Source organism: Pelistega sp. MC2, assembly GCF_900099475.1.
Lineage (GTDB): Bacteria > Pseudomonadota > Gammaproteobacteria > Burkholderiales > Burkholderiaceae_B > Taylorella > Taylorella indica.
The window spans coordinates 107,343-133,557 of the sequence record NZ_LT628273.1 but is presented as its reverse complement, the minus strand read 5'-3'; the positions used below and the strand labels follow the sequence as shown (position 1 = coordinate 133,557).

The window sequence follows — 26,215 nt, the reverse complement described above, 5'->3', positions numbered from 1 at the left end:
TCAAACTATCGTTAAACGATATGTTATAGTGCTGTCAACATTCACAATGCAACAGACAATACCTTATGAACAAAATGACTGAATTGGAGTTAAACCCTGTTTTAAAAACCATGGTCGAACGCAAAAGCGTGCGTCAATTTTTAGCTGATCCCGTTTCACAGGACGATATCAAGACTATCCTCAAAGCGGCCAGTTCAGCCCCTAGCGGCAGTAACATTCAGCCTTGGCATGTACAAGTCGTTAGCGGTGCAAAACGTGAGGCACTGGCTGCGGACATGATGCAAGCCTTTAATAACAAGCACCGTGAAGAAGCTGAATATAAATACTATCCTAGACGCTTGAGTGAGCCGTATCTTACGCGTCGCCGCGAAAACGGTTGGGGACTCTATGGTACCTTAGGCATTCAAAAAGGCGACTTAGCCGCAATGAAAGCGCAGCAAGTGCAAAACTTTAACTTCTTTGGCGCCCCCGTCGCCCTCTTTATCTTAATTGATAAAGAAATGGAATTAGGTAGCTGGATTGATACCGGTACCTTTATACAGAATATTTTACTTGCGGCAAAATCACTCGGACTAAGCACCTGCCCACAAGGTGCATTAATGCATTACCCTAGTATCGTACGTAAGCATTTAGACTATCCTGAGAATCTGAAGATCGTTTGCGCCATTCCGATTGGCTACGAAGATAAAAATCACATCGTCAACACCTTCAGAACGCCACGTATTGAGCTAGATGAATTCACCACCTTTCATTGGGATGAATAAGCTTGAGGTCCTCCTCCGCCGCTTACGCGGGGAGGGCCTCAGTCATTGACAGGGCGGACTATGCGAGAACTGGCGCGGTCTTTTGTAAAGCTTGAAAAGGCGGTCACTTAATGATGAGGGAGTCAGAGCAGATTAGGTCTGCATTAGCTGCGCTAGAGCGAGTCGGCTAACAGCTTTAAAAGCCTGATTCTCTCTGATTGTAAGCAGCCCGTTGCATTCCAAATCGGATCCTCACAGATGCTGTAAAAACTCTCCTCAAGCCCCAAAGCTTCATAGGCCGCAACATCCTTCATCCAATCGCCAAAATAATACGCTTCAAGCTGCTTGCGATTTTCTTCTATCGCCGCAAAGCGCTCAATAAACGCCTGCATTTCTTTAACATCTTGTTCCGCTTGAACCGTGCGAGCGTCCATCTCGCTAAATATCTTACGTAATTGCTCTAAACTTTTTTCTTTACTTTCATTCATGCTGTATGACCTTTAATTAATTATCTATCTACGCCACCCTCAAAAAGTCTATTTAAACACTCAGTGTATGACCCCCATTTTTAGGAACACCTTTTAGTGGAATGATATGGATTTTAAGCCGCTTTAAATTGCGGGGGTATACCTCCTATAGCCATGTTAGGCCGTACGTTATTATACTGCCATTGCCATTGGGTGACTAGCAACTCAGCTTGCTCCAATGAGTCAAAGATATACATATTTAAAAGCTCCTCCCTGACAGTTCGGTTAAATCGCTCAATATAGGCATTTTGATAGGGCTTGCCTGGCTGAATGTAGTTCAGACGAATGCCTTGACTTTCAGTCCATGAGATCAGTCGTTCTGAGATATACTCAGGACCATTGTCAACTCGTATCTCTTTAGGCTTTCCACGCTGCTCAATTGTGCGCTCTAGGTATCGAATCACCTGCTCGCTCGGAATAGATAAGGCAACATCCATGGCTAACGCTTCTCGGTTGAAATCATCAATGACGTTCAATAAACGTAGTCTACGACCATCGGCTAGTGCATCACTCATAAAATCCATTGACCATACCTGATTAGCAGCTGTGGGCACAGCCAGTGGCACTGGCTGCTTTCGTTGAAGGCGTAGGCGAGGTTTAATACGTAAGTTCAATGCTAACTCCTTGTAGATGCGGTAAACACGCTTATGATTCCAAACAACGCCTTGGACATTTCTGAGATAGAAAAAGCATAGTTTAAAGCCCCAACGCTTATTGGCTTGGGTAAGTTTAATCAAGCAATCGGCAATCTGCTCGTCCTCAGCCTTTCCTTTACTTTGATAGTAATAACTTGATGTGCTAATACCCACCGTTCGGCAAGCTAACCTGACAGCAAAGCCTTGACGTGATACAAGTGTTCTTGTCATCGCTTTTCGTAGCGATGGCTTTACCACTTTCCCTCAAGTAGCTCCTTTCGTGCCTCGGAAACTAGCCGCTCCTCAGCATAAAGCTTCTTAAGCTTCGCATTCTCTTCCTGTAGGCGTTTTAGCTCATTGAGCATTGACGAGTCCATGCCGGCATATTTGCTACGCCATTTGTAAAAAGCAGATTGGCTCATGCCGTGCTCACGACACAAATCAGCAACGCTCACGCCGCTCTCATGCTGTTTAAGAATAGATAAGATTTGTCGCTCGGTAAATTGTTTTCTACGCATGGAAAATTCCTTTAAATTTAACAAATAGTTTAACGAAATTTTCCACTCATCGGTGTTTCGATTTTAGGGGAGTATTACCGATTGAATTTAGAAGCGTCGACTTTTTTGCGGGGCGCAGCTTTTTAATACGTTCTGCGACATACAACGTAAGCTCGGATGGGGTCCCCACATTTGACGCAACAGGTGCTCGCTTCTGTGGATACTGCTCCTCTTCCTCTTTTCGGGCGAGCTGGATAAGTAATTGCGCCAATCTGAATTTGTCTCTATAGCTCAAGCCAACCACCGCCTCAGAAAGCTCGTTGTATGTCATGTCCGTGTCTTTCATTACAGTATTTCCATCTGGCTAACGCCTCACATCACCGGCGGCAAAAAAGCAAAGCGAGGAACGAGCAGCGCTTTTTGCTGTCCGAGTGAATGTGTTTGTTAGGCCATCAATAGTAACTAATAATTCTTCGTTGCAGACCTGACATGTCAGTATCGTTATGCATATAACTTTGTTTTCTTGATACCCAGTTTCCGTGATTATCCAGTTTGTAATTGCTATACTTTACGTGCTTAATAGGTGAGTTTCTATTGGATGTACTATGGAATATTTCTTCTCTTATCCACCCATCACTACCATATGAATACTCTACACTTGACTGGTATGATCCGTCCTGCGCATTGTTATCTATAATTTTCCGCAACGCCCCGCCATTGGTGAACAAGTATTGCTGCCCACCTTGGAACCTCATTCTTGACGTACCCTCATTAAATACGCGGGAATACCCAATGCCAGATCCTGGAGTTATTGCCCAAAATTCCGAAGGCTTTGCCGGCACACCACCGTTAGACCATTCAAGAAGCCCAGCGGAGTTATATTTTTTGTACGTATTTGTGGGATATTCTGCTGCGATTTCTCTTTGAACTTCAAAAAGGCCGCCGTCACTTTGTGGGTAATAATAGTATTTGAAATCTCTACCACCAAAAGACGGCGTCGTATAAGATGAAATTCTGCCCTGCAAATATGTGAAATCTTCTACATTTACTACTTTATAATTTCCGCTTGCGTCATCAGAATAATTTCTTGCTTCCCATTTCAATAGGTGACAGTTTTTATCATACGTGTAGCGATGCTCTTGATTTGTGTTCTTAAAAACAGTCCTAACCAAATGCCCGCCTTTGCCAAAATAATATATATTGTGTTCCTTCCACCCTTCGTCATGATCCAAAACTCGAACACTTCCTTTGCCCTCATAATGAGCGAGTGACTCTCTTGTAAAAACATCATTTTTTACTGATGCATTGTCATTAAGAACACATTGCAGAGTTCCAACCAGGGAGCCTGCCTGTTTGTGCCCTAGGCTTTTAGCCCTTTCCGCATAGACGAGCGCCTTTTTCAACAAATTTTCGGTAAAGTGCGACGCATCAGCCTCCAATACGAATGAAGCAGCATTCCAAGCACCGTATTTATTGTTTTGAGAAGCTGACTGTTCGAATAACTGATAGGCTTGCTCGAAGTCTTTTTTTCCACCTTTTCCCGTCAGAAGCATTATTCCAAGATTATTCTGCGCATCTGAATGCCCCTGTTTAGCGGCCTTCATGTAGTAATTTGATGCTTTTTGTATATTTGCTTCCACCCCTTGGCCATTTTCATACATCACTCCAAGAGCATAAGCAGCCCTAACCTCACCCCTCGCCTCCAAGGAGGTAAATACTCTTAGCGCGTCAGCATACTTTTCATCATTATATAACTGCACTCCTTCATCAAATGTTACCACTTCAGCAGCGCTAACAGCTGAAGCGAAAGCAAAACAAAGAAATACCACATAAAACTTTACTCTCATTTCCGGAAAACCTCCCTAACACATCGATATATTAATAAACCACTTACCACAGCATCTTGATTGAGATCACAATCGCCATAAAACTACTTAGCCAGAAGCTCCCTTAAACTCGACCCTAGGCATTTTGAAAACAATCGGACCACCCACTTGCTCAAGGGGGAGAACTAATGAGAGGGAAACCAATGCAGAAATTGGTATGCCGATGATTGCAGCAGGGTGCTCCAGTATTATTTTTATTAGCGTCTCGCTAAAGAATATAGCTGAAATTAAAACAGTTACTATCGACCCAAACAACAAAACCCATAGTAATGGTATCCATTTAAAAGACCACCTCAAAAGCTTTATGTTTCTTGTCGCTCTTTCTTCAAGGGTTTGATCATCCATATGGTTCTCCTAAGGCCTAACGCCAAGCTCAGCGGCGCGACGTCAGGAGCGTCCGCTGGAGCTTTTTGTTAAATGCTTGTTGGACATATACACCCTATATATATAAAGCGTGTATCCTGATAGGATTGCCAACTCTATTAGCACGAAAACTGTAAACCAGATATCCAGATATTTTTCATGCGTCTCTGGATTAAACGCTTTTAGAATTACAGGTTCTAAATATTTAGCAGAAACAAGCCAACCTAGAGCCAAGGAAAACAATAGAATGATGGTCGCTGTTAGGTATTTCACAATACCCTCCAAAACCATATTTCCTTAGACCTGCTATATGTTCCACCAGTATTAAATGTTGCAGACATTAGAAACCAAGTCCTCCAGTCTGTTAGCGGACTACCATTCCAAAGGTCAATATGATCACCGCTTCGGTTCCGAAAAGACTCGCCGTTTCTTGTCCAAAAGTCTTTGAAAAAGATTATTCCCTTCTTCCCAATAAGGTCTTTTTGAAAAGTGCTAGGATTTATCTCTATTTTTTTCTGGATACCGCCTATATGAAACCTAGCCAAGCCATTCGCTAGTTCTTCAGCAGCCAATACGTGTCCTTCTGATATATCATGCTGCCAGCAGTGGCGACCTTTTGGAACTAAATTGGTGGTCTTTACACCATTTTTTGCTAGTGCAGATCCAAGCCTAATTGCACATTGATCATCAAAATTCGTCTTTCCATTTGTTGTACATGGGGTTTTATCTCCTTGGATGGTCGGATATGAATCCCATAGCTGTTGAAACTTAATCACTTAGTATCTCCTTGTGGTTTGAAGTTGTTGCATTTAACGAAAAGCGTGAGTCGCGCCGCTTTAGCGGCGTCGGCTCCACGCAGTTGTTAGGCTTTTTTCTTTCTTATTCAATTACATGCGCCTTCAGGTGCATGCTCTCTACGGCCTAAGCTCGATCGGCGTGCCATCCGGAACCGCCCGCCAGAGTTCTGCCATCTCGTGATTAGTGACCGCAATACATCCAAGCGTCCAGTCAGCAAGGCGATGAAGCCTACCGACCCAACCTAACCCATTGCGGATGCCGTGGATCATGATGGCGCTCCCGGGTGAGACGCCCTTGATCTTAGCTGCTTCGGTATCCGCCACGCTGGGATAGGAGATGTGCAACGCACGAAAATAGGCGCTATCGGCTTTGCGATAATCGATGAGGTACCGGCCCTCGGGAGTCTTCTTGTCGCCCTCGCGCTCCTTAGCGCCGACCGGAACCCGGCCCAGCGAAACCGCATAGCTCTTTAGCAACTGCCCCTGCGAATAGAGCAGGAGCTGACGCTTGGCCTTCTCCACGACCACAAGGTCAGCCGCGACATTGGCAGGCAGTGGGTTCTCATGGTGATTCGCCCACGCGAGAGCGCCAACGATTGTCGACGCCACTAAAGCTGCGATGATGAGCCAACGCTTCATTTTGGTTCCGTGCCTAACATGTATTAAATCGCCTTCCACATAAGCCAATCATCGTGAAGGCGGTATAACCCGATGCGACTAAATTTTGATTGCCCGATTATACTATAGGGATCAACCCGTTACAAGACCATACTTTTTGGTAGATTATTTTCGCTTGACCCGCCTTGTCTTCACCAGTAAGATACTGTTTATCCATACAGCAAAAGGAAATTGCTATGCCCCAGACACCCAAGCCTGCACCCAAGCTACGCGATCAGCTGCATGCAATCATTCGTACCAAACATTACAGCCTGCGTACTGAAAAAACCTACTGGTACTGGATACGCTATTTCATACGCTTTCATCGACTCCGCCACCCCCGCGACATGGCCGAAGCAGAAGTCGCTCAGTTTCTGACCTGGCTGGCGACACACAAGAACGTGGCGGCGGCCACCCAAAACCAGGGCGCTCAATGCGCTGGTATTTCTTTATAAACACGTTTTACAACAGCCTTTGCAGCATATCGACGGCATTGCCCGTGCTAAAAAGCCACGCAAGCTGCCCGTGGTGCTGTCCCATGAGGAAGCCATATCCGTCATTGCCCAGCTGCCTCCCCCGCATCGGCTGATTGCTTCGCTCATGTATGGGGCCGGTCTGCGTGTCAGCGAAGCCTGCCGTTTACGCATCAAGGATGTGGATTTTAATCTGCACAGGCTGGTGATACGCAGCAGCAAGGGTGGTAAAGATCGCACGACCTTGCTGCCCCAGACGCTGTTTACAGAGCTTGAAGAGCTGATAGCGCAACGGACTCACCAACATGCCAGCCAGTCCGGCATGCCAGCACCTGTTACGTTGCTTTATGCGCTGGCCCGTAAATATCCCAATGCAGGCTGCGCACTGGCTTGGCAATGGCTGTTTCCTTCTGAGAGTCTATGCCAAGACGACGACGGCCGTTGGGTACGCCATCATTTGCATATTTCTGCAGTACAAAAAGCAGTGAAAAAATCTATTGCGGCAGCTGGCATACACAAGGCTGCCTCCTGCCACAGTTTTCGTCACACGTTTGCAACCCAGCTGCTACGCCAAGGCACCGATATCCGTACTGTACAAGAGCTGCTTGGACATACTGATTTAAACACCACAAAAATTTATACCCATGTGTTAGGGCAAGACTTTGCCGGAGTACGCAGTCCGCTGGGTTGAGCGATATCTTGCAGGCTGGCAATCGAGTAGGGTGAGGTTTGCACCTCATCCCTCTCACAGAACCGTACGTACGGACCTCGTATACGGCTCATGCACATTACCATTTAGCATATGCGCTAAACACGTAGCCAGTCTCAACTTTCCCCATATCATACAACGTTAAACTATCTAACCACTTATTCGGCATAGCATAGTGAGCTAATGGACTGGCTGAGTTTCTCCAGCGCCACATCGCTATCGACTCAAACGGTGGTTTATAGCCTAATTGTTTAAGTCGTCTATGTAGCCGTTTAGGCTTTTTCCATAGCTTAAGTTGTATGCTGCGAAGCCGTCTTCGCACCCACTGCGCCAGCTCTTTAAAGGTACTTTTCGTGTCGGCAATCCTAAAATACTGAGCAAATCCCCTAAGCAGGGGGTTAAGTTGCTTAATAACGCTCGCTAGCGGTCGCCCACTATTTCGCTTCGTCATCGCCTTAACCTTTTGCTTAAACAGCGACAGCTTCTTAGGCTGTATCTTTGTGTAGTGACTGTAAATCACTACCCCTAAGAAGTTAACTCCTCGCCAGCTCTGTGTGATGTGAGTCTTCTCACCGTTCACCTGTAGCTTAAGGTCCTGCTCAAGTAGTTTAGTAGCCACCTCAAGGGCTCGTTGCGCTCCTTTAGCACTTCGACATAGAATTAAGATGTCGTCTGCATAGCGAACAATCCGATGTCCTCTGTCCCGCATTGCTTGGTCGAAGGCATCGAGATAAATGTTAGCTAATAACGGACTAATGACGCCGCCTTGTGGACTGCCTATATCCGTGGACGCCAATTTGCCGTCAATCATAACGCCGCTTTGCAGGAATTGACGTATCAATTCCAACACGCTGCTGTCTGTGACACGCTTTTTGACTTGTTGGATAATCAGTTCATGGTCAAGGCGGTCAAAGCATTTCGATAAGTCCATATCCACTACGTGCTTAAGTCCGTAGCGTCTTATAAACATCGTTGCTTTGCTAATAGCATCATGACAACTTCGATTCGGTCTGTAGCCAAAGCTTGATGGGTGAAATTGCTCCTCAAATATCGGGGTCAGCAATTCATTGACCGCTTGTTGCACTACTCTGTCACGAACACTTGGTATGCCAAGCAACCTAACTCCGCCATCTGCTTTCGGTATCTCTACCCGCTTAACTGGCAGCGCTCGGTATTGTTTCGTTTTGAGTTCATTAAGTAATTGCGCCAATCTGAATTTGTCTCTATAGCCCAAGCCAACCACCGCCTCAGAAAGCTCGTTGTATGTCATGTCCGTGTCTTTCATTACAGTATTTCCATCTGGCTAACGCCCGCATTTGCGGCTGGTTTGGAGCGCAGCAAAAAACTAGTCCGCCAATATGCGCTTGTTATATTCACTTATCCATTGCTGCTTTTTGGTTGGCTTTAATTTTTTTATTTAGCTCTTTGCCTGCTTTTATCATCTCAGGCGTTAGTTCTTGCTGCATTAATTGATAGTGCCTAGCTTGGATAATTGCTAAAGACATTGATCTTGAAATAACGAAATCATCAGAGTTGTCTAATATCTTAGCCTTGGTTTCTTCAAGGCTATTATTTTTAACATCTCTTTGAATTAGCCATAGGAAAAGATCAGCTACTTGTAATCCATACGATATTTTTGAAGATTCTAATTTGAATTCTCCCAAGTCGTATTCGACCTCTTTAAATTGAGGGATACCACCGAATTTATCTTCTTCAAAATCGACACCAAAAAACATGCGGTGATACTCCCGCATCGATCCTTTGAATTCATCGCTCTGATCATGAATAAGCTCAGAAACTGATACGCCATACTCTTTGCAAAACCTATGCGTGGCAGTTAATAAGCTAGAAAAAGCTATAATATTCGGCGTCTGTTTTTTATATGCGCTTTTACCTTTAGCTGATATTAGAGTGAAAATATCAGGGTTATCTATCGCGTAGCTTAGCCCTGCAGTGACGACTTCACATGCTCTTTTGTCGTAAATATATAGAGCTTTTTCCAGCAAGGCTTTGCATATATTGATTAGACCATCCAAATCGTCTTTTAAATAACAGTTCCAAAACTCAACGTCTAGATCGTCTTCCATCATGTCATCTATTAATATACATAATGTGTGTCTGAATAGTTCAGTTGTGTACCAGAAAGGATGGACGGCGGGGTTATCCCAACAATCAAAGACAGTATCAACAAATTTTGTAGGTGCTATATACCTTTTTTGAAGTGTTGTGTAATGAAATCTCCATTGAGTACCGTCTAAAGCCTCCAACAACTCTAAGCAAAGGCTATTTACTTTCTCTTCTCCAAGCTCGTAACCATGCAATCTTTCCAACCCGTTATCAGTGCAATATCTTTGAATTATTGGTGCAACTTTGGTTTCAATTTCACCAACGGATATTACTGCGCCTTGATAATAAAAAGGTGAATTTTCAATAAAAATCTCTTTTCCTGAGTGTCCTGACTCATCGGCATATATGAAAGCACCTTCTTTACCTTTGCTCATATCTACCCCTATGTGACCATGCCGGCCTGTGAATATAACGCCGTGCTCACCGGCACATGCTGCGGAGAGCGTTTTGTGTGATAATGGAGCGCAGCGACAGACACAAAACGAGCCTAGCAGTATGTGTCCGTGTGCAGCAATTTGTTAGGACTTCTTTAAGCTCAGCCAATTTTTATGAAAAACCGGCATTTTTCTTTTAACCGGGTATTTGTTATTGAAAAAATCGTACTTAGGCTGTGAATATACTTTCAAAACCCACTGTTCATCGTTATCAAAAAACGAAAACATAATATCTCCTGAATCAGAAAGAGAAACATTTCTGAGCATCCCTTCCGAATACATTGCAGAAAGCTCCAGTGAATCCATGAGATGCAAACTATTGCTAAAATAGTATACGTATAGCGCCTCTTCGAAAGGGTTTCCTTCCGTGACCAGAACAAGGAAACTTTCTCCAATTCGATACTGCGCTTCCAGCACCTTTCCTGAAACCTCAATTTGTTTTTTTAAACTTTTGTTTTCAAGCAATACTCTTGGCGTTTCATTAGGTTTTTCTATCGTATCTATTATATGAAATTCCTTTATTTCCTTTATGGGCATCAGAAAAACCACCCAAAAGTGAAATCAGCACCTAGCGCACCCAATGCACCACCTACAAACACCCCGATAGTGACACAAACAGGAGCACCCGGCCCACAGGCGAGTCCTGCCACCGCACCGCCAGCAGCACCTCCGGCGAAACCTCCACCAATTATGACTCCCTCTCTCGCCGTAGCAGTTACCTTATCTTCTGCAACAGCGATGTTGTAAACGGCAACGCCGATAGTAACAACCAACAGTCCTCGGCCCAGCTTACTATATTTACTGGCCTCAGCATTCATAGATGGTCTTGGTCTACCAGAGCTTTCTATAATCTCGAGATATACCCTATTTTGATTTTCGGCGGATAAATTCAAAAACGATTTACCAAACATGCTCTTTGCATATTTATCAGTCAATTCTGATAGTGTTAATCCCGTCTTCTTTAATTTTACCGCTATCGCTTTGCCTACATCACTTGTTCGTAAACGTTGCGCTTCAAGAATTTGGTTTCGTATCCCTTGAACCTGCTTTGCTGCTTCTTCTGCCGTTATTGCTCCAGAACTAACTTTTGCGCGGTATTCTTGAGCCAATTTTCTGGTTTGGTTGATGTAACTCATCCTGACCTTGCCATCATTTATAAACCTATGGGCAAAATTCATGGCGACTGACTCCATTTGAGATAAGGAACCTTCCAATAAACTTCTATCATAAACCTGACTCATTCAATTGATCCTCTTGTAGTCCTAACATGTATTAGATCGCCTTCCACATAAGCCAATCATCGTGAAGGCGGTATAACCCGATGCGACTAAATTTTAATTGCCCGATTATACTATAGGGATCAACCCGTTACAAGACCATACTTTTTGGTAGATTATTTTCGCTTGACCCGCCTTGTCTTCACCAGCAAGATACTGTTTATCCATACAGCAAAAGGAAATTGCTATGCCCAGACACCCAAGCCTGCACCCAAGCTACGCGATCAGCTGCATGCAATCATTCGTACCAAACATTACAGCCTGCGTACTGAAAAAACCTACTGGTACTGGATACGCTATTTCATACGCTTTCATCGACTCCGCCACCCCCGCGACATGGCCGAAGCAGAAGTCGCTCAGTTTCTGACCTGGCTGGCGACACACAAGAACGTGGCGGCGGCCACCCAAAACCAGGCCGCTCAATGCGCTGGTATTTCTTTATAAACACGTTTTACAACAGCCTTTGCAGCATATCGACGGCATTGCCCGTGCTAAAAAGCCACGCAAGCTGCCCGTGGTGCTGTCCCATGAGGAAGCCATATCCGTCATTGCCCAGCTGCCTCCCCCGCATCGGCTGATTGCTTCGCTCATGTATGGGGCCGGTCTGCGTGTCAGCGAAGCCTGCCGTTTACGCATCAAGGATGTGGATTTTAATCTGCACAGGCTGGTGATACGCAGCAGCAAGGGTGGTAAAGATCGCACGACCTTGCTGCCCCAGACGCTGTTTACAGAGCTTGAAGAGCTGATAGCGCAACGGACTCACCAACATGCCAGCCAGTCCGGCATGCCAGCACCTGTTACGTTGCCTTATGCGCTGGCCCGTAAATATCCCAATGCAGGCTGCGCACTGGCTTGGCAATGGCTGTTTCCTTCTGAGAGTCTATGCCAAGACGACGACGGCCGTTGGGTACGCCATCATTTGCATATTTCTGCAGTACAAAAAGCAGTGAAAAAATCTATTGCGGCAGCTGGCATACACAAGGCTGCCTCCTGCCACAGTTTTCGTCACACGTTTGCAACCCAGCTGCTACGCCAAGGCACCGATATCCGTACTGCACAAGAGCTGCTTGGACATACTGATTTAAACACCACAAAAATTTATACCCATGTGTTAGGGCAAGACTTTGCCGGAGTACGCAGTCCGCTGGATTGAGCGATATCTTGCAGGCTGGCAATAAAAAAGGCCATGCATCACTGCACAGCCTTTTTATTGGTAACAGCAACTAACAATAGTTACTTGTACAGCTCACCACTTTCATAACGCTGGAACATGGCTTCCAGTGACAGCGGCTTGATTTTGCCGGCCTGTCCCGCAGCGCCAAAGGCTTCGTAACGGGCAATGGCGATATCACGCATGGCCTTGGTGGTTTCTGCCAGGTACTTGCGCGGGTCGAACTCGGCTGGGTTCTTCGCCATATAGCAGCGGCGAATCGCACCGGTGGCGGCCAGACGCAGGTCGGTGTCAATGTTGACCTTGCGCACGCCGTGCTTGATGCCCTCAACAATTTCTTCNAATAGAGTAAATCAATACTTACTAATATCTATAACGGTATTTAGATTAAACGCATCAAATTAAACCACTACTAAGAGAATATCTTTGTATGACCCCCATTTTTAGGAACACCTTTTAGTGGAATGATATGGATTTTAAGCCGCTTTAAGTCGCGGGGGTACACCTCCTATAGCCATGTTAGGCCGTACGTTATTATACTGCCATTGCCATTGGGTGACTAGCAACTCAGCTTGCTCCAATGAGTCAAAGATATACATATTTAAAAGCTCCTCCCTGACAGTTCGGTTAAATCGCTCAATATAGGCATTTTGATAGGGCTTGCCTGGCTGAATGTAGTTCAGACGAATGCCTTGACTTTCAGTCCATGAGATCAGTCGTTCTGAGATATACTCAGGACCATTGTCAACTCGTATCTCTTTAGGCTTTCCACGCTGCTCAATTGTGCGCTCTAGGTATCGAATCACCTGCTCGCTCGGAATAGATAAGGCAACATCCATGGCTAACGCTTCTCGGTTGAAATCATCAATGACGTTCAATAAACGTAGTCTACGGCCATCGGCTAGTGCATCACTCATAAAATCCATTGACCATACCTGATTAGCAGCTGTGGGCACAGCCAGTGGCACTGGCTGCTTTCGTTGAAGGCGTAGGCGAGGTTTAATACGTAAGTTCAATGCTAACTCCTTGTAGATGCGGTAAACACGCTTATGATTCCAAACAACGCCTTGGACATTTCTGAGATAGAAAAAGCATAGTTTAAAGCCCCAACGCTTATTGGCTTGGGTAAGTTTAATCAAGCAATCGGCAATCTGCTCGTCCTCAGCCTTTCCTTTACTTTGATAGTAATAACTTGATGTGCTAATACCCACCGTTCGGCAAGCTAACCTGACAGCAAAGCCTTGACGTGATACAAGTGTTCTTGTCATCGCTTTTCGTAGCGATGGCTTTACCACTTTCCCTCAAGTAGCTCCTTTCGCGCCTCGGAAACTAGCCGCTCCTCAGCGTAAAGCTTCTTAAGCTTCGCATTCTCTTCCTGTAGGCGTTTTAGCTCATTGAGCATTGACGAGTCCATGCCGGCATATTTGCTACGCCATTTGTAAAAAGCAGATTGGCTCATGCCGTGCTCACGACACAAATCAGCAACGCTCACGCCGCTCTCATGCTGTTTAAGAATAGATAAGATTTGTCGCTCGGTAAATTGTTTTCTACGCATGAAAAATTCCTTTAAATTTAACAAATAGTTTAACGAAATTTTCCACTCATCGGTGTTTCGATTTTAGAGGAGTATTACCATACCGATATCTTCATATTTTTTGGACTCCTTGGTATCCAAAATTTCCATACCAGTTTAGTGACAAAAATAAAAAAACCTTGCACACAATCGTGTTACAAGGTTAATTATCTTAAGACCCTTGAATATATTAGCAAACAAAGGCTTTAGTGGTGCCGGCTACAAGAATCGAACTCGTGACCTTCTGATTACAAATCAGCTGCTCTACCTGCTGAGCTAAGCCGGCGGCCTAGAAATATAATTATATGGATGTTTCGTTTTCTTAGCAAGTTTTTTTTGATTTAAACAGTAATCTTATTCCACCAATTTAAAACCTGTTGTTTTTTGCCCACTTTTATCTTCTGTCTGATTTGAATTTATACCTTGTTCTAATGGTTCTTTACCCTGATATTTTGTCACTTCGAAGCCCATACCCTCCTGAGTCTCTCGTGTAAATATCGCAGCTACAGCTGTAATTGGAAAACTCACCATTTGTGAAACACCATTAAATCGAGCAGAAAAACTAACCCATTCATTATCAATAAAAAAGTCTTTAGTCGCTAAAGGTCCTACATTTAAGGTGATGCTACCATCGCGAACATAGGCCATTGGGACATGGCAATGCTCATCCACTTGTACAACTACATGCGGTGTATAACCTTCTTCTATACACCACTCATAAAGCGCTCTTAATAAATAAGGTTTTGCACTAGCTGGTAACATCATTTTTCCTTTATTAATTAATGGGCGTAACAGCCTAATTAACGACGCATGACTTTCTCAGAAGGCGTTAATGCCTCAATAAAAGCAGGACGAGAGAAAATACGCTCAGCATATTTCTGCAATGGTGCTGCTGATTTCGGTAACTCAATGCCATAGTAGTCTAAACGCCACAATAATGGAGCCATCGTTACATCTAACATAGAAAACTCATCACCTAGCATAAAACGGTTTTTAACCATCACTGGTGCAATTTGTGATAAACGATCACGGATAATGTTACGAGTTTTTGTTAATAAAGCTTCATCAGCACGTTTGCTACGATCTTCTAAAACAGACACATGTACAAATAGTTCTTTTTCAAAATTATGTAAGAATAAACGTGTACGAGCACGCATAATTGGATCTGCAGGCATCAATTGTGGGTGAGGAAAACGTTCATCAATATATTCATTGATAATGTTTGATTCATATAGAATCAAATCACGCTCAACCAGAATAGGCACTGTGCCATAAGGATTCATCACTGAAATATCTTCTGGCTTATTGAACAAATCAATATCTTTAATTTCAAAATCCATGCCTTTTTCATATAACACAAAACGGCAGCGTTGAGAGAAAGGGCAAGTTGTGCCAGAGTAAAGCACCATCATAATTGGGCGACTCCTTTAAAATTTTTATAGATTAACTATGTAGGATGATAGGCTAATAGATAAGTTTGCTGTTTTGTTTCAATCCTACGCTTAACTCATCTATTCTACAAGAAACGACTAGTTGATTACCACTCATTACGCATTAATACGTGATAATCCCTAATTTCAAAACAAAAAGGGTAAGCCCAAAGAGAAGAGGCTTACCCCACACATATTAAAGCGACGTAAACTTATTTAACGTGTTTCCAGTACGCTTTATTTAATTGCCATACAACCGCAAACAAGATAGCTAGGAATAACAATACCCACATACCTAATGTCTTGCGGAACTCTTGCTGAGGCTCAGCCATCCAGCCCATAAACGCTGTCAAATCAGCCACATCTTTATCATATTGGGCTTGTTTTTCTTTGTCTTGGTACGTAATTTCAGCATGGCTTGACGCATGACCTTTGTAATCAGCTAACACCTTATCACTAACTTGTGTTTTATAGCCATCAGCATCCACTTTAGTGACTGTCTCATGCCATTGCTTAGCACCATCTTTCTCAACCTCATGCGTATCGGTGAAAGTTACCTCAACTGGACCTTGATGTTGCCATAATGGATTAGGCATACCTGCGTTTGGGAATACAAGATTATTCCAACCCGTTGGGCGAGACTTATCACGATAGAATGTACGTAAGTAAGTATAGATATAATCTGTACCTGGTTGACCCAAGTTTTCGGCTTTTGCACGAGCCATTAATGATAAATCTGGTGGTGTTGCACCAAACCATAACTTGGCATCCTTAGGACTCATCGCAATAGTCATCTTATCACCAACTTTTTTGCCAGTGAAAAGTAAGTTATTAACGATTTGGTCCTCTGTTAGACCAAGTTGAGTTAAGTTGTTATAACGCAATAAGCTTGCGCCATGACAGTTCATACAGTAGTTGATAAATAGCTTTGCACCGTTTTGCAATGCAGCTTTATCGTTAATTTTGTCAGGTGCTACGTCCCAAGGGTGACCAGCTTCTGAAGCCATTGCCACACCACTGCCGATTGATACCACCATGAGTAATGAACCTAAAATCTTTTTAATCATGTTCTTTCCTAAAAATCTTAGTGAGGGCGGTAAGTCACACGCTCAGGAACTTGTTTAAATGTACCTAAACGACTCCAAATTGGCATAAAGAAGAAGAATGCCAAATATACAACTGTACCTACTTGCGAAATGATATTTAACATTGGTGACGGTGCTTTTGTACCAATAATACCCAAAATCACGAAGTCAATGATAAAAATCGCATAAACAAGCTTATGCCAACCCGGACGGTAGCGAATAGATTTAACAGGTGATTGATCTAACCATGGCAAGAAACCAAGAATCACTACTGTACCACCCATCACAACAACACCCCAGAATTTTGCATCAAAAATACGTAAGGCAAATGCTACAGCAATTAATACAATTGCCCAGATGAATTTCCATGGTGAGCGAACATTTTTACTCAATAAAATACCGATAGCAAATAATACAGCAAACGCTACCAATGCCCATGTAAACTCGTCAGTTGTTGCACGTAACATTGAATAGAATGGTGTGAAATACCAAACTGGTGCAATGTGCGGAGGAGTTTTAAATGGGTCTGCAGGTAAGAAGTTATTAGACTCTAAGAAATAACCACCCATTGTTGGAGCGAAGAACATAATCGCTGCGAAAACGATTAAGAAACCAGCAACACCAACCAAGTCGTGTACTGAATAATAAGGATGGAAAGGAATACCATCTAATGGACGACCATTTGCATCTTTCTTAGCCTTGATTTCTACACCGTCAGGGTTATTAGAACCCACTTCATGTAAGGCAATAATGTGAGCAACTACTAAACCAATTAATACTAATGGAATAGCAATCACGTGGAAAGCAAAGAAACGGTTAAGTGTTGCATCAGATACAACGAAATCACCACGAATCCATACAGATAAGCTTTCACCCACAAATGGAATAGCAGAGAATAAGTTAACAATTACTTGCGCACCCCAGAAAGACATTTGTCCCCAAGGTAATAGATAACCGAAGAATGCCTCAGCCATTAAACACAAGAAAATAGCTACCCCGAAAATCCACACTAACTCACGTGGCTTGCGGTATGAACCATAGAACATCCCACGTAGCATATGTAAATACACAACCACGAAGAACATTGAAGCACCCGTTGAGTGCATATAACGGATAATCCAACCATAAGGCACTTCACGCATAATGTACTCAACTGAAGCAAACGCTAGGTCTGAATCAGGTTTATAGTGCATTACCATGAAAATACCAGTCACGATTTGAATCACTAACACTAATAAAGCAAGTGACCCAAAGAAATACCAGAAGTTAAAATTCTTAGGGGCATAGTACTCACTAAGATGCTCTTTCCAAAGCTTGCTTGCTGGGAATCGGTGGTCAATCCAACCTAATAATCCCGTTGTTTCTACAACTTTATCGCCGGCCATTTTAGGCTCCTTAAATTAATGAGGCAAAACTAGCCTGCTGCTTGTTCTAAACCAACCATAACTGTATTGTCATCAACAAAATAATATGGTGGAACCAATAGATTATCTGGAGCTGGTTGGTTTTTAAGTACACGACCAGCCAAGTCAAATTGCGAACCATGGCAAGGGCATAAAAAACCACCCCCCCAATTCGCAGGCATACCTTCAGCACCACCAACGGCAAAACGAGGTGAAGGTGAACATCCTAAATGTGTACAAATACCAACACAAATTAACCATTGCTCTTTGCGTGAGCGATATGGATTTTTAGCAAATTCTGGCGTAAATCCAGGACGATCAGAGTTAGGATCTGCTAAGAAGTCATCCATTTTTTTCAAGCCAGCAATCATTTCTGGTGTGCGATGTAAAATCCAAACTGGCTTACCTTGCCACTCTGCAGTCACCATTGTGCCTGCAGGAATAGCACTTAAATTAACCACAACTGGCGCACCAGCTGCTTTTGCACGTTCTGACGGGTTCATTGATGCAACAAACGGAACTGCCGTTGCTACACCAGCTACACCACCCACAGCACAGGCTGTGCCTAGCCAAAAACGGCGAGAAGGGTCTTGAGGTAAGACATCTGGAGAAGCCTGCCCTTCATTTTGATGTAAATGTATATCCTGACTCATTATCGATCCTTATTGATACTGCCAAGGTGTAAAAAAAAATTAACGTTATTTAAATAGATTTATTTAAACTTATCTTGCTATTATATACCGTGTAAACATTTTCAACGCAAAAAAGGAAACAAATTATGAGCAAAGCACGGGGTTTTATTAAAGAATTCCAAGAGTTCGCAGTAAAAGGCAACATGGTTGACCTAGCAGTTGGTGTCATCATCGGTGCTGCATTTGGCAAAATTATTGATTCTCTTGTAAAAGATATCATTATGCCTTTTATCAACTTTATCCTAGGTGGTGATGTTGATTTTAGTAGTAAATTCATTGTGTTATCACAACCAGAGGGTTATACTGGCCCTCAAACATTAGATGCATTAAGAGAGGCTGGCGCTAACATTTTCGCTTATGGTAACTTTATCACGATCTTAATTAACTTCATCTTATTAGCTTTTGTTGTATTTTTACTTGTTAAAGCTATTGCTAAAGCACGTGCTCGTTTTGAAGCAGAAAAAGCAGCAGAGCCAGATCCAGAAGATATCGTTCTATTACGTGAAATTCGTGATTCGCTAAAAAAATAAGTTGATAAAGAAATTCTTCAATAAAAAGAGATTTGACTGAAGCCATTATTAACCTAATAATGGCTTTTTTCTTTAAAATCAAATAGTTATATAGGATTATATATTTCTATATAATCCACCTCAATACTAGGAAATTGCTGTTTTATCGCCCTTCCTAATGCCTGAATACCATAGCGCTCCGTCGCATGATGCCCTGCAGCAATATAAGCCACACCACTCTCTTGAGCCATGTGATACACCTGCTCAGAAGCCTCACCAGTGATAAAAACATCAGCCCCTGCATTAATAGCCACATCAAAAAAGCCTTGTGCACCACCAGTACACCAAGCGACTTTTTTAACTCTCTTATTTTTGTCTCCAATAAACAACACTTGCCGCCCTAACTTTTCTTCAATATGTGAGACAAAATCACCTAAGCGTTCTTTCCCTAACGGAGGCTCTCCTAACCATACTAGTTTTTGTTCTCCACAACTTACTGGTTTACCGTCCTGCATCAAAATTTGTAGCTCTAACACAACACCTAATTGTGTGTTATTCCCCCATTCTGGGTGCGCATCTAGGGGTAAATGATAGCCAAAAACATTTAATTCCTGTTTAATAGCATAAGCGATACGTTCATATTTTTGATTCACTATGCAGGAATCCTCATTTCTCCAAAACCAACCATGGTGAACAATTACCGTATCTGCTTTGGCTTGAGCTGCTTTTTCTAATAATGCTTTTGAAGCAGTTACACCTAAAACTATTTTTTTTATGAAAGGTTTTCCCTGCAACTGTAATCCATTTGGGGCATAATCTTTAAAAGCATCGGGGCTTAATGATTGATTAAGCCATTGTTGTAATTCTGCTCGACTAACTAGATTCATTTTATTTCCTTTGTGGTTTAATCATGCAACGCATATGGTCTATTTTCTCTCAAACTGTCGCTATTATTCTTGCTATTATTTTTATTCTAGCAACATTACGACCTGCATGGGTAAACACCTTTCTGCTAAACACACCTCTTAGCACCAAACCAACAGCAACGGTTAAAATTCAAAACACCACGGAAGCAACACCAAGCATGACAACAACAATTGTCACCTCATATGCTGATGCAGTGAAACTGGCTGTCCCTTCTGTAGTGAATATTTATTCAACTAAGAAAATTGCCTCACCTTTTAAAAATCTACCCGATATTCCTTCCTTACGCCCATTCTTAAATACCCCTAATTCTCGAGAGGATATTACTCGCCCTACAGACTTAGGGTCAGGCGTTATTGCTACTCCAGATGGGTATATTTTAACCAATTACCACGTGGTAGAAGCTGCAGACTCTATTGAAGTAGCATTGCATGACAGTCGAAAGTTTAGTGGTCAATTCATAGGGGCAGATCCAGATACCGATTTAGCCGTCATTAAAATTGAGGCGAATAATCTCACTCCTATTCCCTATAATGCAAATGCTAAACTAAATGTCGGAGATGTCGTACTTGCCATCGGCAACCCCTTTGGGGTCGGTCAAACTACAACAATGGGAATTATTTCTGCATTAGGCCGCTCAGGTTTAGGTATTAATACCTATGAAAACTTTATTCAAACTGATGCTGCCATTAACCCAGGTAATTCTGGAGGAGCATTGATCAACGTCAATGGCGATCTTATCGGTATTAATACAGCTATCTATGCTGAAAAAGACTCTAGCAGCGGTGCTTTAGGTATTGGTTTTGCCACACCAGCAGATACAGCCCTAAAAATCATGCAAGAAATTATCCAAACAGGTCGTGTAACTCGTGGTTGGTTGGGCCTAGAGCTTCAAGAAGTTACGGCAGACCTTGCCAAAGCCTTTAACCTAAAAGAAACCAAAGGCGTGATTATCGCTTCTCTTGTTCCTAATGGTCCTGCCGCTAATGCTAAGCTTGCTGTTGGTGATATTGTTACCGAATTAGATGGTAAGCCAGTGACTTCAGTCAATCAAATGATGAATGAGATTGGATTACTCAAACCGGGGACAGAGCTTAAAGCAACTATCTTACGAGCCAATAAATCCATCCCTGTAGTTATTGTATTAGGAACAAAACCCGAGAAAAAAACGCTTATCTACTAAGCATTAAAGTCATTGGTATTTGAATTTGTAGTAGAGCTAGGTTTAGCTTTAATCAGTTTTGCACCAATGATCCCTAGCTCATAAAGACAAATAAGTGGTACAGCCATCATAAACTGACTAATGACATCGGGTGGTGTTAATACAGCGGCAATAATAAAAGCACATACAACCACATAAGGTCGAATGTTCTTTAATTTTTCTACACTAGCAATTCCTGTACTTACCAACACCAATACCACTACAGGCACTTCAAATGTCAATCCAAAGGCCAAAAACATAGTCATCACAAAATCCAAATAGGCTTCAATGTCAGGTGCAAATGTAATACTTTCGGGGGATACCGCAGCGATAAAATGAAAAACCGTCTTGAAAACAAAGAAATAACAAAAGGCGATACCTACAAAAAATAAGATATAGCTAGAAATCACTAGAGGTACGACTAACCGTTTTTCATGCTTATACAAACCAGGAGCTACAAATGCCCATGCCTGATACAACACAAAAGGTAATGCCACTACAAACGCAATCATTAGTGTTACCTTTAGAGGAACCAGAAATGGGGTAATCACACCATAGGCAATCATTTTATCGCCAGCTGGTAACGTTGATACCATAGGTTTTGCTAGAAAGTCATAAAGCTCTTTGTTGCCAGGATAGATACATAGAATAGCGAATACAACTAATACCCCCACTACAGCGTATAATAACCGTGAGCGTAATTCAACTAGATGGGATATTAGACTTTCGTCTTTTTGGCTAGGCTCTTCAGAATGATTTTCTAATTGATTCATGACTCTGTTTTATCTGTAGATGATGTCTCTGCAATTTTATTAGTCGGCTTTAAGGAAGATATATCAGGCAACTCCTGTTTAATATCTTGTTTTAATTGTTGTGCTGTATCACCCATTTCTTTTTTAACACTAGCTAATGGATCTTTGATATCAGATACTGCCTTCTCAAAATTATTTCGCATCTGTGTAGTTGCCTCTTGAACATCAGCCTTAATCTTACTGAGCTCTTCTATATCCATTTCTCGCTGAATATCATTTTTGATATCACTCATGTAGCGCTGGGCACGCCCTGTAAGGTGTCCTATTGTACGAGCTACCTTTGGCAGTCTCTCTGGCCCTAATACAATGAGTGCCACAATACCAATAATAAAGAGTTCACTAAAGCTTAAACCAAACATAAGAGGCAACTCAAAAAATTACTCAGCTTTTTCTTTCGCTTTTACATCAACAGTATTTACATCTTCTGACTGTTGGTTTGTGATAGATGACGGCTCACCCTCACCCTCTTTCATGCCCTTTTTGAAACCTTTTACGGCCCCGCCTAAGTCTTCTCCAACATTACGTAATTTCTTAGTGCCAAATACAAGCACAACAACTAGTAATACAATTAACCAATGCCAAATACTTAAACCACCCATTCTGATACTCCTAAAATCAATCAGATATTTTAAAATTAAACTTTTATAATGTGATGACAAAACTCTTTCATCTTCATTATGATCTCCGTGATGCTTTTTCCTCTAAACCCGAAACACCTTCACGGCGTTTAAGTTCTTGTATCACATCTTCTGGTGTTAAACCATAGTAGGTTAATGCCACCATGCTATGGAACCACAAATCAGCCGTTTCCGCAACAATCCTTTGTTTCTGCTCATCTTTACAAGCCATTACTAATTCTGTTGCTTCTTCACCAATTTTTTTTAAAAAACCATCAGGCCCTTTGCTAAAGAGTTTCGCCACATATGAAGTCTGTTCGTCCCCACCATTCTGAGGTAAACGTGACTCAAGTGTTTTACTCAAATCATGTAAAAAATCCTGCATATTTAAATCATTCATGTGTTTCTTTATAAATTTCTTTTGGATCTTTAAGGACAGGATCAACTGCCTGCCATGATAGTTCATCTGTTGCTGGGTCTTGCTCTAGTTTCAAATAAAAACAACTTTCACGCCCTGTATGACACGCCACGCCATGTGCTTGCTCTACTTTTAACAAAATAACATCTTGATCACAATCTAAACGTATTTCATGTACTTTTTGAACATGCCCAGACTCTTCTCCTTTACGCCACAGTTTTTTACGAGAACGAGACCAATAGACAGCCACTCTCGTTTTAACTGTTTCTAATAGTGCTTCATGATTCATCCATGCCACCATAAGAATACGCCCAGTCCTATAATCTTGTGCAATTGCTGGAATCAAGCCATTATCATCGAATTGTACTTGTTTTAACCAAGCAGACATTTAAACACCTCTTACAGCAATACCTTGTTTGCTCATATATTCTTTACATTCTGCAATCGTATATTCACCATAGTGAAAAATACTAGCAGCTAAAACAGCATTAGCCCTACCCTTTGTCACACCATCTGCTAAATGCTGTAAATTACCAACACCACCAGAAGCTATGACTGGTATAGCAATAGCATCCGATACTTCTCGAGTTAACTCTAAATCGAAGCCTGATTTTGTACCGTCCTTATCCATACTCGTTAGTAGAATTTCTCCAGCCCCATAATCAGCCATCTTAATAACCCATTCTAGAGCATCAATCCCAGTTGGTTTACGCCCTCCATGAGTATAAACTTCCCAACGATTAGGCTCTCCTTCTTTACTAACTTTGCGTGCATCAACAGCTACCACTATACATTGTGAGCCATAATATTGACTAGCTTCTAATACCAGTTCTGGACGAGCTACTGCTGCACTGTTTATAGAAACCTTGTCAGCACCCGCATTTAATAAGCGTTGCACATCACTGACCTCTCGTACACCTCCACCAACAGTCAAAGGGATGAATACTTGCGAGGCCACTTGCTCAATAATGGGAAGTATTAAATCTCTACCATCACTCGTTGCTGTAATATCCAAGAAGGTTAATTCATCTGCACCTTGTTCGTTGTAGCGACGAGCAATTTCCACTGGATCACCAGCATCACGCAATTCAACAAAATTCACACCTTTTACCACCCTGCCTGCAGTGACATCAAGACAAGGAATAATGCGTTTTGTTAAGGTAGAAACTGGAGTTATGGCATTCACTTTTATTAATCCTCTAATTCATCAACGTAGCGTTGAGCTTCTTCAAAATCAAGTGTTCCTTCGTAGATACTTCTGCCTAAGATAACGCCTTCAACACCCTCATCTGTTAATGGAACTAATGCCTTAATATCATCCATATTGTGAACGCCACCAGAAGCAATAATAGGAATATTTACAGCACGAGCCAAGGCTAATGTCGCCTCAATATTCACTCCTGTTAACATACCATCACGACCAATATCGGTATAAATAATTGATTCAACACCAAAGTCCTGATAACGTTTAGCCGTCGTAATCACATCATGCTTAGTAATTTTGCTCCAACCATCGGTCGCAATTTTACCGTCTTTGGCATCTAACCCTACAATAATATGACCTTGGAAGACAGAGCAAGCATCTTGTAAAAATAATGGATCCTTAACAGCCGCAGTACCAATAATCACATATTCTAGTCCCATGTCTAGATAAGCTTCGATGGTATCCATATCACGAATACCCCCACCAATTTGTACTGGAATTTCATCATCCACAGCAGCTAAAATACTTTTTATAGCTTCAGCATTCTTGGGTTTTCCCGCAAATGCACCATTTAAATCAACTAGATGTAAGCGATTAGCTCCTTTATCTAGCCATTGCTTAGCCATTGCACCCGGATCATCGGAAAATACAGTAGCATCATTTAGCTCACCCTGACGAAGACGTACACAACGCCCATCTTTAAGATCAATTGCAGGAATTAACAACATATCAGTTCACAAAAAACAAAAATGATTAAAAATTATCCAAAAATGTATTTATACCCTATTTTTGTATAGATTTTATTAAATTTTCCACTCAACAAAATTACGATAGAGTTTTAGACCATATTCAGCACTTTTCTCAGGATGAAATTGCGCCGCAAAAATATTGTCTTTAGCCACTGCGCACGTGAATGGATATCCATACAAACTACTGCCCACAGTTAATGATGGTTCACTAGGAACAACGTAATAACTATGCACAAAATAAAAAAAACTGTTATCTGGAATACCATTCCAGATAGGATGACTACGTTCTTGTTTGACTTGAGACCAACCCATATGTGGCACTTTAAGATGCTCACGGTGGTCATTTAAATGGGGTTTTGCAAACACCTCGCCTTCAAATTTGGCGACATATCCCGGAAATAACCCCAAGCATTCTGCATTGCCTTCATCACTACGTTCAAAAAGCATTTGCTCGCCTACGCAAACACCCAATAATGGTTTATTTTTAGCGGCTATCAACAACGATTCTTTTAAACCTGAACGTTCTAGATTGAGCATACAATCCTTCATTGCCCCTTGTCCAGGTAAAACAACTTTATCTGCTTGATCTAGCAACTGAACAGTATTGGCTAAATAAACATTCGCCTCTGGAGCAGCATAACGCAAAGCTCTTTGTACAGAATGGATATTTCCCATTCCATAATCCACAATCGCTATATTGACATTGGAGCCCATTACAATACACCTTTGGTAGAAGGAATAACCCCCTCAGAACGAGGGTCTGGTGTTACGGCCATACGTAAAGCACGACCAAAAGCTTTAAATACAGTCTCTGCCTGATGGTGCGAATTAATCCCTTTCAGATTATCAATGTGCAATGTCACTAAAGCATGGTTAACAAATCCTTGGAAAAATTCACGGATTAAATCAACATCAAATCGCCCCACCAATGCGCGTGTAAAGGGGACATGATAATCAAGACCAGGTCGTCCAGAAAAATCCATGACAACACGTGATAACGCCTCATCTAATGGTACATAAGAATGTCCATAACGAGTAAGACCTTTTTTGTCACCCACCGCTTTAGCCACTGCCATACCTAGACTAATGCCGATATCTTCAACAGTATGGTGGTCATCAATATGTACATCCCCATCACACTCAATCTCAATATCAATTAAGCCATGTCGAGCAATCTGATCAATCATATGATCTAAAAAAGGCACACCTGTATTAATCGATTGCTTACCAGTTCCATCTAAGTTAATTGAAACCCTAATTTTAGTTTCATTGGTATTACGAATAATTTCTGCTGTACGCATT

General features: G+C 42.2%; 33 protein-coding genes, 1 tRNA gene and 1 pseudogene. 7 read left to right on the top strand and 28 right to left on the bottom strand.

Annotation, left to right across the window (positions count from 1 at the left end):
* Positions 1-65: 65 nt before the first annotated feature.
* Complete coding sequence (locus BQ4443_RS00750) at positions 66-764, top strand: nitroreductase (protein ID WP_083331811.1); 699 nt, start codon at positions 66-68, stop codon at positions 762-764.
* Between the two features lie 152 nt (positions 765-916).
* Here the strand turns inward: BQ4443_RS00750 and BQ4443_RS00745 are convergent, their stop codons facing one another.
* The 6 genes from BQ4443_RS00745 to BQ4443_RS00705 form a co-directional block, all read right to left on the bottom strand.
* Positions 917-1,231, bottom strand: coding sequence for a DUF4298 domain-containing protein (locus BQ4443_RS00745; protein ID WP_023951819.1), 315 nt, complete (start codon positions 1,229-1,231; stop codon positions 917-919).
* A 113-nt stretch (positions 1,232-1,344) separates the two neighbouring features.
* Positions 1,345-2,423, bottom strand: a protein-coding gene (locus BQ4443_RS00740; RefSeq protein ID WP_176752439.1) for an IS3 family transposase whose coding sequence is annotated in 2 segments (ribosomal slippage) — positions 1,345-2,168 and positions 2,168-2,423 — 1,080 coding nt in all. Because the reading frame shifts where the segments join, the coding sequence is not laid out codon by codon here.
* A 431-nt stretch (positions 2,424-2,854) separates the two neighbouring features.
* Positions 2,855-4,249 carry a tetratricopeptide repeat protein gene (locus tag BQ4443_RS00725; protein WP_023949540.1) on the bottom strand — a complete coding sequence of 465 codons (1,395 nt, stop codon included), beginning with the start codon at positions 4,247-4,249 and terminating at the stop codon, positions 2,855-2,857.
* Between the two features lie 87 nt (positions 4,250-4,336).
* Positions 4,337-4,633 carry a hypothetical protein gene (locus BQ4443_RS00720; RefSeq protein WP_071057752.1) on the bottom strand — a complete coding sequence of 99 codons (297 nt, stop codon included), beginning with the start codon at positions 4,631-4,633 and terminating at the stop codon, positions 4,337-4,339.
* Between the two features lie 287 nt (positions 4,634-4,920).
* Positions 4,921-5,427, bottom strand: coding sequence for a type VI secretion system amidase effector protein Tae4 (locus tag BQ4443_RS00710; protein ID WP_071057751.1), 507 nt, complete (start codon positions 5,425-5,427; stop codon positions 4,921-4,923).
* A gap of 138 nt (positions 5,428-5,565) precedes the next feature.
* On the bottom strand, positions 5,566-6,087 hold the full coding sequence (locus BQ4443_RS00705) for a L,D-transpeptidase family protein (protein ID WP_071057750.1): 522 nt from the start codon (positions 6,085-6,087) through the stop codon (positions 5,566-5,568).
* A gap of 215 nt (positions 6,088-6,302) precedes the next feature.
* On the opposite strand from BQ4443_RS00705, the gene BQ4443_RS12575 reads away from it, so the two are divergent.
* Both BQ4443_RS12575 and BQ4443_RS00700 read left to right on the top strand, forming a co-directional pair.
* Positions 6,303-6,560, top strand: coding sequence for a phage integrase N-terminal SAM-like domain-containing protein (locus BQ4443_RS12575; protein ID WP_256330805.1), 258 nt, complete (start codon positions 6,303-6,305; stop codon positions 6,558-6,560).
* A 19-nt stretch (positions 6,561-6,579) separates the two neighbouring features.
* Positions 6,580-7,269 carry an integron integrase gene (locus BQ4443_RS00700; protein WP_256330804.1) on the top strand — a complete coding sequence of 230 codons (690 nt, stop codon included), beginning with the start codon at positions 6,580-6,582 and terminating at the stop codon, positions 7,267-7,269.
* Positions 7,270-7,366: 97 nt separating this feature from the next.
* Here BQ4443_RS00700 and ltrA read toward each other — a convergent pair whose 3' ends face one another.
* From ltrA to BQ4443_RS00680, 4 genes are all read right to left on the bottom strand, one after another.
* Complete coding sequence (ltrA, locus tag BQ4443_RS00695; RefSeq protein WP_083331810.1) at positions 7,367-8,572, bottom strand: group II intron reverse transcriptase/maturase; 1,206 nt, start codon at positions 8,570-8,572, stop codon at positions 7,367-7,369.
* An 88-nt stretch (positions 8,573-8,660) separates the two neighbouring features.
* Entirely contained in the window at positions 8,661-9,788 is a 1,128-nt protein-coding gene (locus tag BQ4443_RS00690; RefSeq protein WP_071057749.1) for a DUF3800 domain-containing protein, read from the bottom strand.
* 144 nt (positions 9,789-9,932) lie between these two features.
* Complete coding sequence (locus tag BQ4443_RS00685) at positions 9,933-10,385, bottom strand: hypothetical protein (protein ID WP_036561171.1); 453 nt, start codon at positions 10,383-10,385, stop codon at positions 9,933-9,935.
* The gene (locus tag BQ4443_RS00680) at positions 10,385-11,089 is read right to left on the bottom strand and encodes a hypothetical protein (RefSeq protein ID WP_071057748.1); all 705 of its coding nucleotides are present in this window, start codon (positions 11,087-11,089) and stop codon (positions 10,385-10,387) included. The genes BQ4443_RS00685 and BQ4443_RS00680 overlap by 1 nt, the downstream gene beginning before the upstream one ends.
* Before the next feature lie 144 nt (positions 11,090-11,233).
* Here BQ4443_RS00680 and BQ4443_RS12570 point away from each other — a divergent pair, with 144 nt between their 5' ends.
* Both BQ4443_RS12570 and BQ4443_RS00675 read left to right on the top strand, forming a co-directional pair.
* Complete coding sequence (locus tag BQ4443_RS12570; RefSeq protein ID WP_256330803.1) at positions 11,234-11,569, top strand: phage integrase N-terminal SAM-like domain-containing protein; 336 nt, start codon at positions 11,234-11,236, stop codon at positions 11,567-11,569.
* A gap of 19 nt (positions 11,570-11,588) precedes the next feature.
* Positions 11,589-12,278, top strand: a complete 690-nt coding sequence (locus BQ4443_RS00675; protein ID WP_256330802.1) for an integron integrase — start codon at positions 11,589-11,591, stop codon at positions 12,276-12,278.
* A gap of 80 nt (positions 12,279-12,358) precedes the next feature.
* On the opposite strand, the pseudogene BQ4443_RS00670 reads toward BQ4443_RS00675, so the two are convergent.
* From BQ4443_RS00670 to petA, 8 genes and pseudogenes are all read right to left on the bottom strand, one after another.
* Positions 12,359-12,637: pseudogene (locus BQ4443_RS00670) on the bottom strand (class II fructose-bisphosphate aldolase); the annotation flags it as partial.
* Between the two features lie 135 nt (positions 12,638-12,772).
* Positions 12,773-13,851, bottom strand: a protein-coding gene (locus tag BQ4443_RS00665; RefSeq protein ID WP_176752438.1) for an IS3 family transposase whose coding sequence is annotated in 2 segments (ribosomal slippage) — positions 12,773-13,590 and positions 13,590-13,851 — 1,080 coding nt in all. Because the reading frame shifts where the segments join, the coding sequence is not laid out codon by codon here.
* A 228-nt stretch (positions 13,852-14,079) separates the two neighbouring features.
* A tRNA-Thr gene (locus BQ4443_RS00655) sits at positions 14,080-14,155 on the bottom strand.
* Positions 14,156-14,223: 68 nt separating this feature from the next.
* Entirely contained in the window at positions 14,224-14,634 is a 411-nt protein-coding gene (locus tag BQ4443_RS00650; RefSeq protein WP_256330801.1) for a ClpXP protease specificity-enhancing factor, read from the bottom strand.
* 35 nt (positions 14,635-14,669) lie between these two features.
* Positions 14,670-15,281: a glutathione S-transferase N-terminal domain-containing protein gene (locus BQ4443_RS00645; RefSeq protein ID WP_071057746.1), complete on the bottom strand. Its 612-nt coding sequence runs from the start codon at positions 15,279-15,281 to the stop codon at positions 14,670-14,672.
* Between the two features lie 230 nt (positions 15,282-15,511).
* Positions 15,512-16,366, bottom strand: coding sequence for a cytochrome c1 (locus BQ4443_RS00640; protein ID WP_023952043.1), 855 nt, complete (start codon positions 16,364-16,366; stop codon positions 15,512-15,514).
* A 17-nt stretch (positions 16,367-16,383) separates the two neighbouring features.
* Positions 16,384-17,769, bottom strand: a complete 1,386-nt coding sequence (locus tag BQ4443_RS00635; protein WP_023952045.1) for a cytochrome b — start codon at positions 17,767-17,769, stop codon at positions 16,384-16,386.
* A gap of 29 nt (positions 17,770-17,798) precedes the next feature.
* Entirely contained in the window at positions 17,799-18,440 is a 642-nt protein-coding gene (gene petA / locus BQ4443_RS00630) for a ubiquinol-cytochrome c reductase iron-sulfur subunit (RefSeq protein WP_023952047.1), read from the bottom strand.
* A gap of 125 nt (positions 18,441-18,565) precedes the next feature.
* Between petA and mscL the strand changes: the two genes are divergently transcribed.
* Positions 18,566-19,009: a large conductance mechanosensitive channel protein MscL gene (gene mscL / locus BQ4443_RS00625; protein ID WP_023952049.1), complete on the top strand. Its 444-nt coding sequence runs from the start codon at positions 18,566-18,568 to the stop codon at positions 19,007-19,009.
* An 86-nt stretch (positions 19,010-19,095) separates the two neighbouring features.
* Here the strand turns inward: mscL and BQ4443_RS00620 are convergent, their stop codons facing one another.
* Positions 19,096-19,875 (bottom strand): Nif3-like dinuclear metal center hexameric protein, encoded by a 780-nt coding sequence (locus BQ4443_RS00620; protein WP_071057745.1) that lies wholly within the window; start codon positions 19,873-19,875, stop codon positions 19,096-19,098.
* 23 nt (positions 19,876-19,898) lie between these two features.
* On the opposite strand from BQ4443_RS00620, the gene BQ4443_RS00615 reads away from it, so the two are divergent.
* On the top strand, positions 19,899-21,095 hold the full coding sequence (locus BQ4443_RS00615) for a S1C family serine protease (protein WP_071057744.1): 1,197 nt from the start codon (positions 19,899-19,901) through the stop codon (positions 21,093-21,095).
* On the opposite strand, the gene tatC is transcribed toward BQ4443_RS00615, so the two are convergent.
* From tatC to hisB, 9 genes are all read right to left on the bottom strand, one after another.
* Positions 21,092-21,886: a twin-arginine translocase subunit TatC gene (gene tatC, locus BQ4443_RS00610; RefSeq protein ID WP_023952055.1), complete on the bottom strand. Its 795-nt coding sequence runs from the start codon at positions 21,884-21,886 to the stop codon at positions 21,092-21,094. The two genes, BQ4443_RS00615 and tatC, sit on opposite strands and share 4 nt — an antisense overlap.
* Positions 21,883-22,284, bottom strand: a complete 402-nt coding sequence (gene tatB, locus BQ4443_RS00605) for a Sec-independent protein translocase protein TatB (RefSeq protein WP_071057743.1) — start codon at positions 22,282-22,284, stop codon at positions 21,883-21,885. The genes tatC and tatB overlap by 4 nt, the downstream gene beginning before the upstream one ends.
* Positions 22,285-22,302: 18 nt before the next feature.
* Positions 22,303-22,524 (bottom strand): Sec-independent protein translocase subunit TatA, encoded by a 222-nt coding sequence (tatA, locus tag BQ4443_RS00600; protein ID WP_023952057.1) that lies wholly within the window; start codon positions 22,522-22,524, stop codon positions 22,303-22,305.
* A gap of 76 nt (positions 22,525-22,600) precedes the next feature.
* Entirely contained in the window at positions 22,601-22,927 is a 327-nt protein-coding gene (locus BQ4443_RS00595) for a phosphoribosyl-ATP diphosphatase (protein ID WP_371128770.1), read from the bottom strand.
* Positions 22,928-22,934: 7 nt separating this feature from the next.
* The gene (gene hisI / locus BQ4443_RS00590) at positions 22,935-23,348 is read right to left on the bottom strand and encodes a phosphoribosyl-AMP cyclohydrolase (RefSeq protein WP_023952061.1); all 414 of its coding nucleotides are present in this window, start codon (positions 23,346-23,348) and stop codon (positions 22,935-22,937) included.
* Positions 23,349-24,146 (bottom strand): imidazole glycerol phosphate synthase subunit HisF, encoded by a 798-nt coding sequence (gene hisF / locus BQ4443_RS00585; protein WP_023952063.1) that lies wholly within the window; start codon positions 24,144-24,146, stop codon positions 23,349-23,351. It lies immediately after the preceding gene.
* 5 nt (positions 24,147-24,151) lie between these two features.
* Positions 24,152-24,892: a 1-(5-phosphoribosyl)-5-[(5-phosphoribosylamino)methylideneamino]imidazole-4-carboxamide isomerase gene (hisA, locus tag BQ4443_RS00580; protein ID WP_023952065.1), complete on the bottom strand. Its 741-nt coding sequence runs from the start codon at positions 24,890-24,892 to the stop codon at positions 24,152-24,154.
* A 75-nt stretch (positions 24,893-24,967) separates the two neighbouring features.
* The gene (hisH, locus tag BQ4443_RS00575; RefSeq protein WP_071057742.1) at positions 24,968-25,627 is read right to left on the bottom strand and encodes an imidazole glycerol phosphate synthase subunit HisH; all 660 of its coding nucleotides are present in this window, start codon (positions 25,625-25,627) and stop codon (positions 24,968-24,970) included.
* Positions 25,627-26,214 (bottom strand): imidazoleglycerol-phosphate dehydratase HisB, encoded by a 588-nt coding sequence (hisB, locus tag BQ4443_RS00570; protein ID WP_023949676.1) that lies wholly within the window; start codon positions 26,212-26,214, stop codon positions 25,627-25,629. The genes hisH and hisB overlap by 1 nt, the downstream gene beginning before the upstream one ends.
* Position 26,215: the final 1 nt, after the last annotated feature.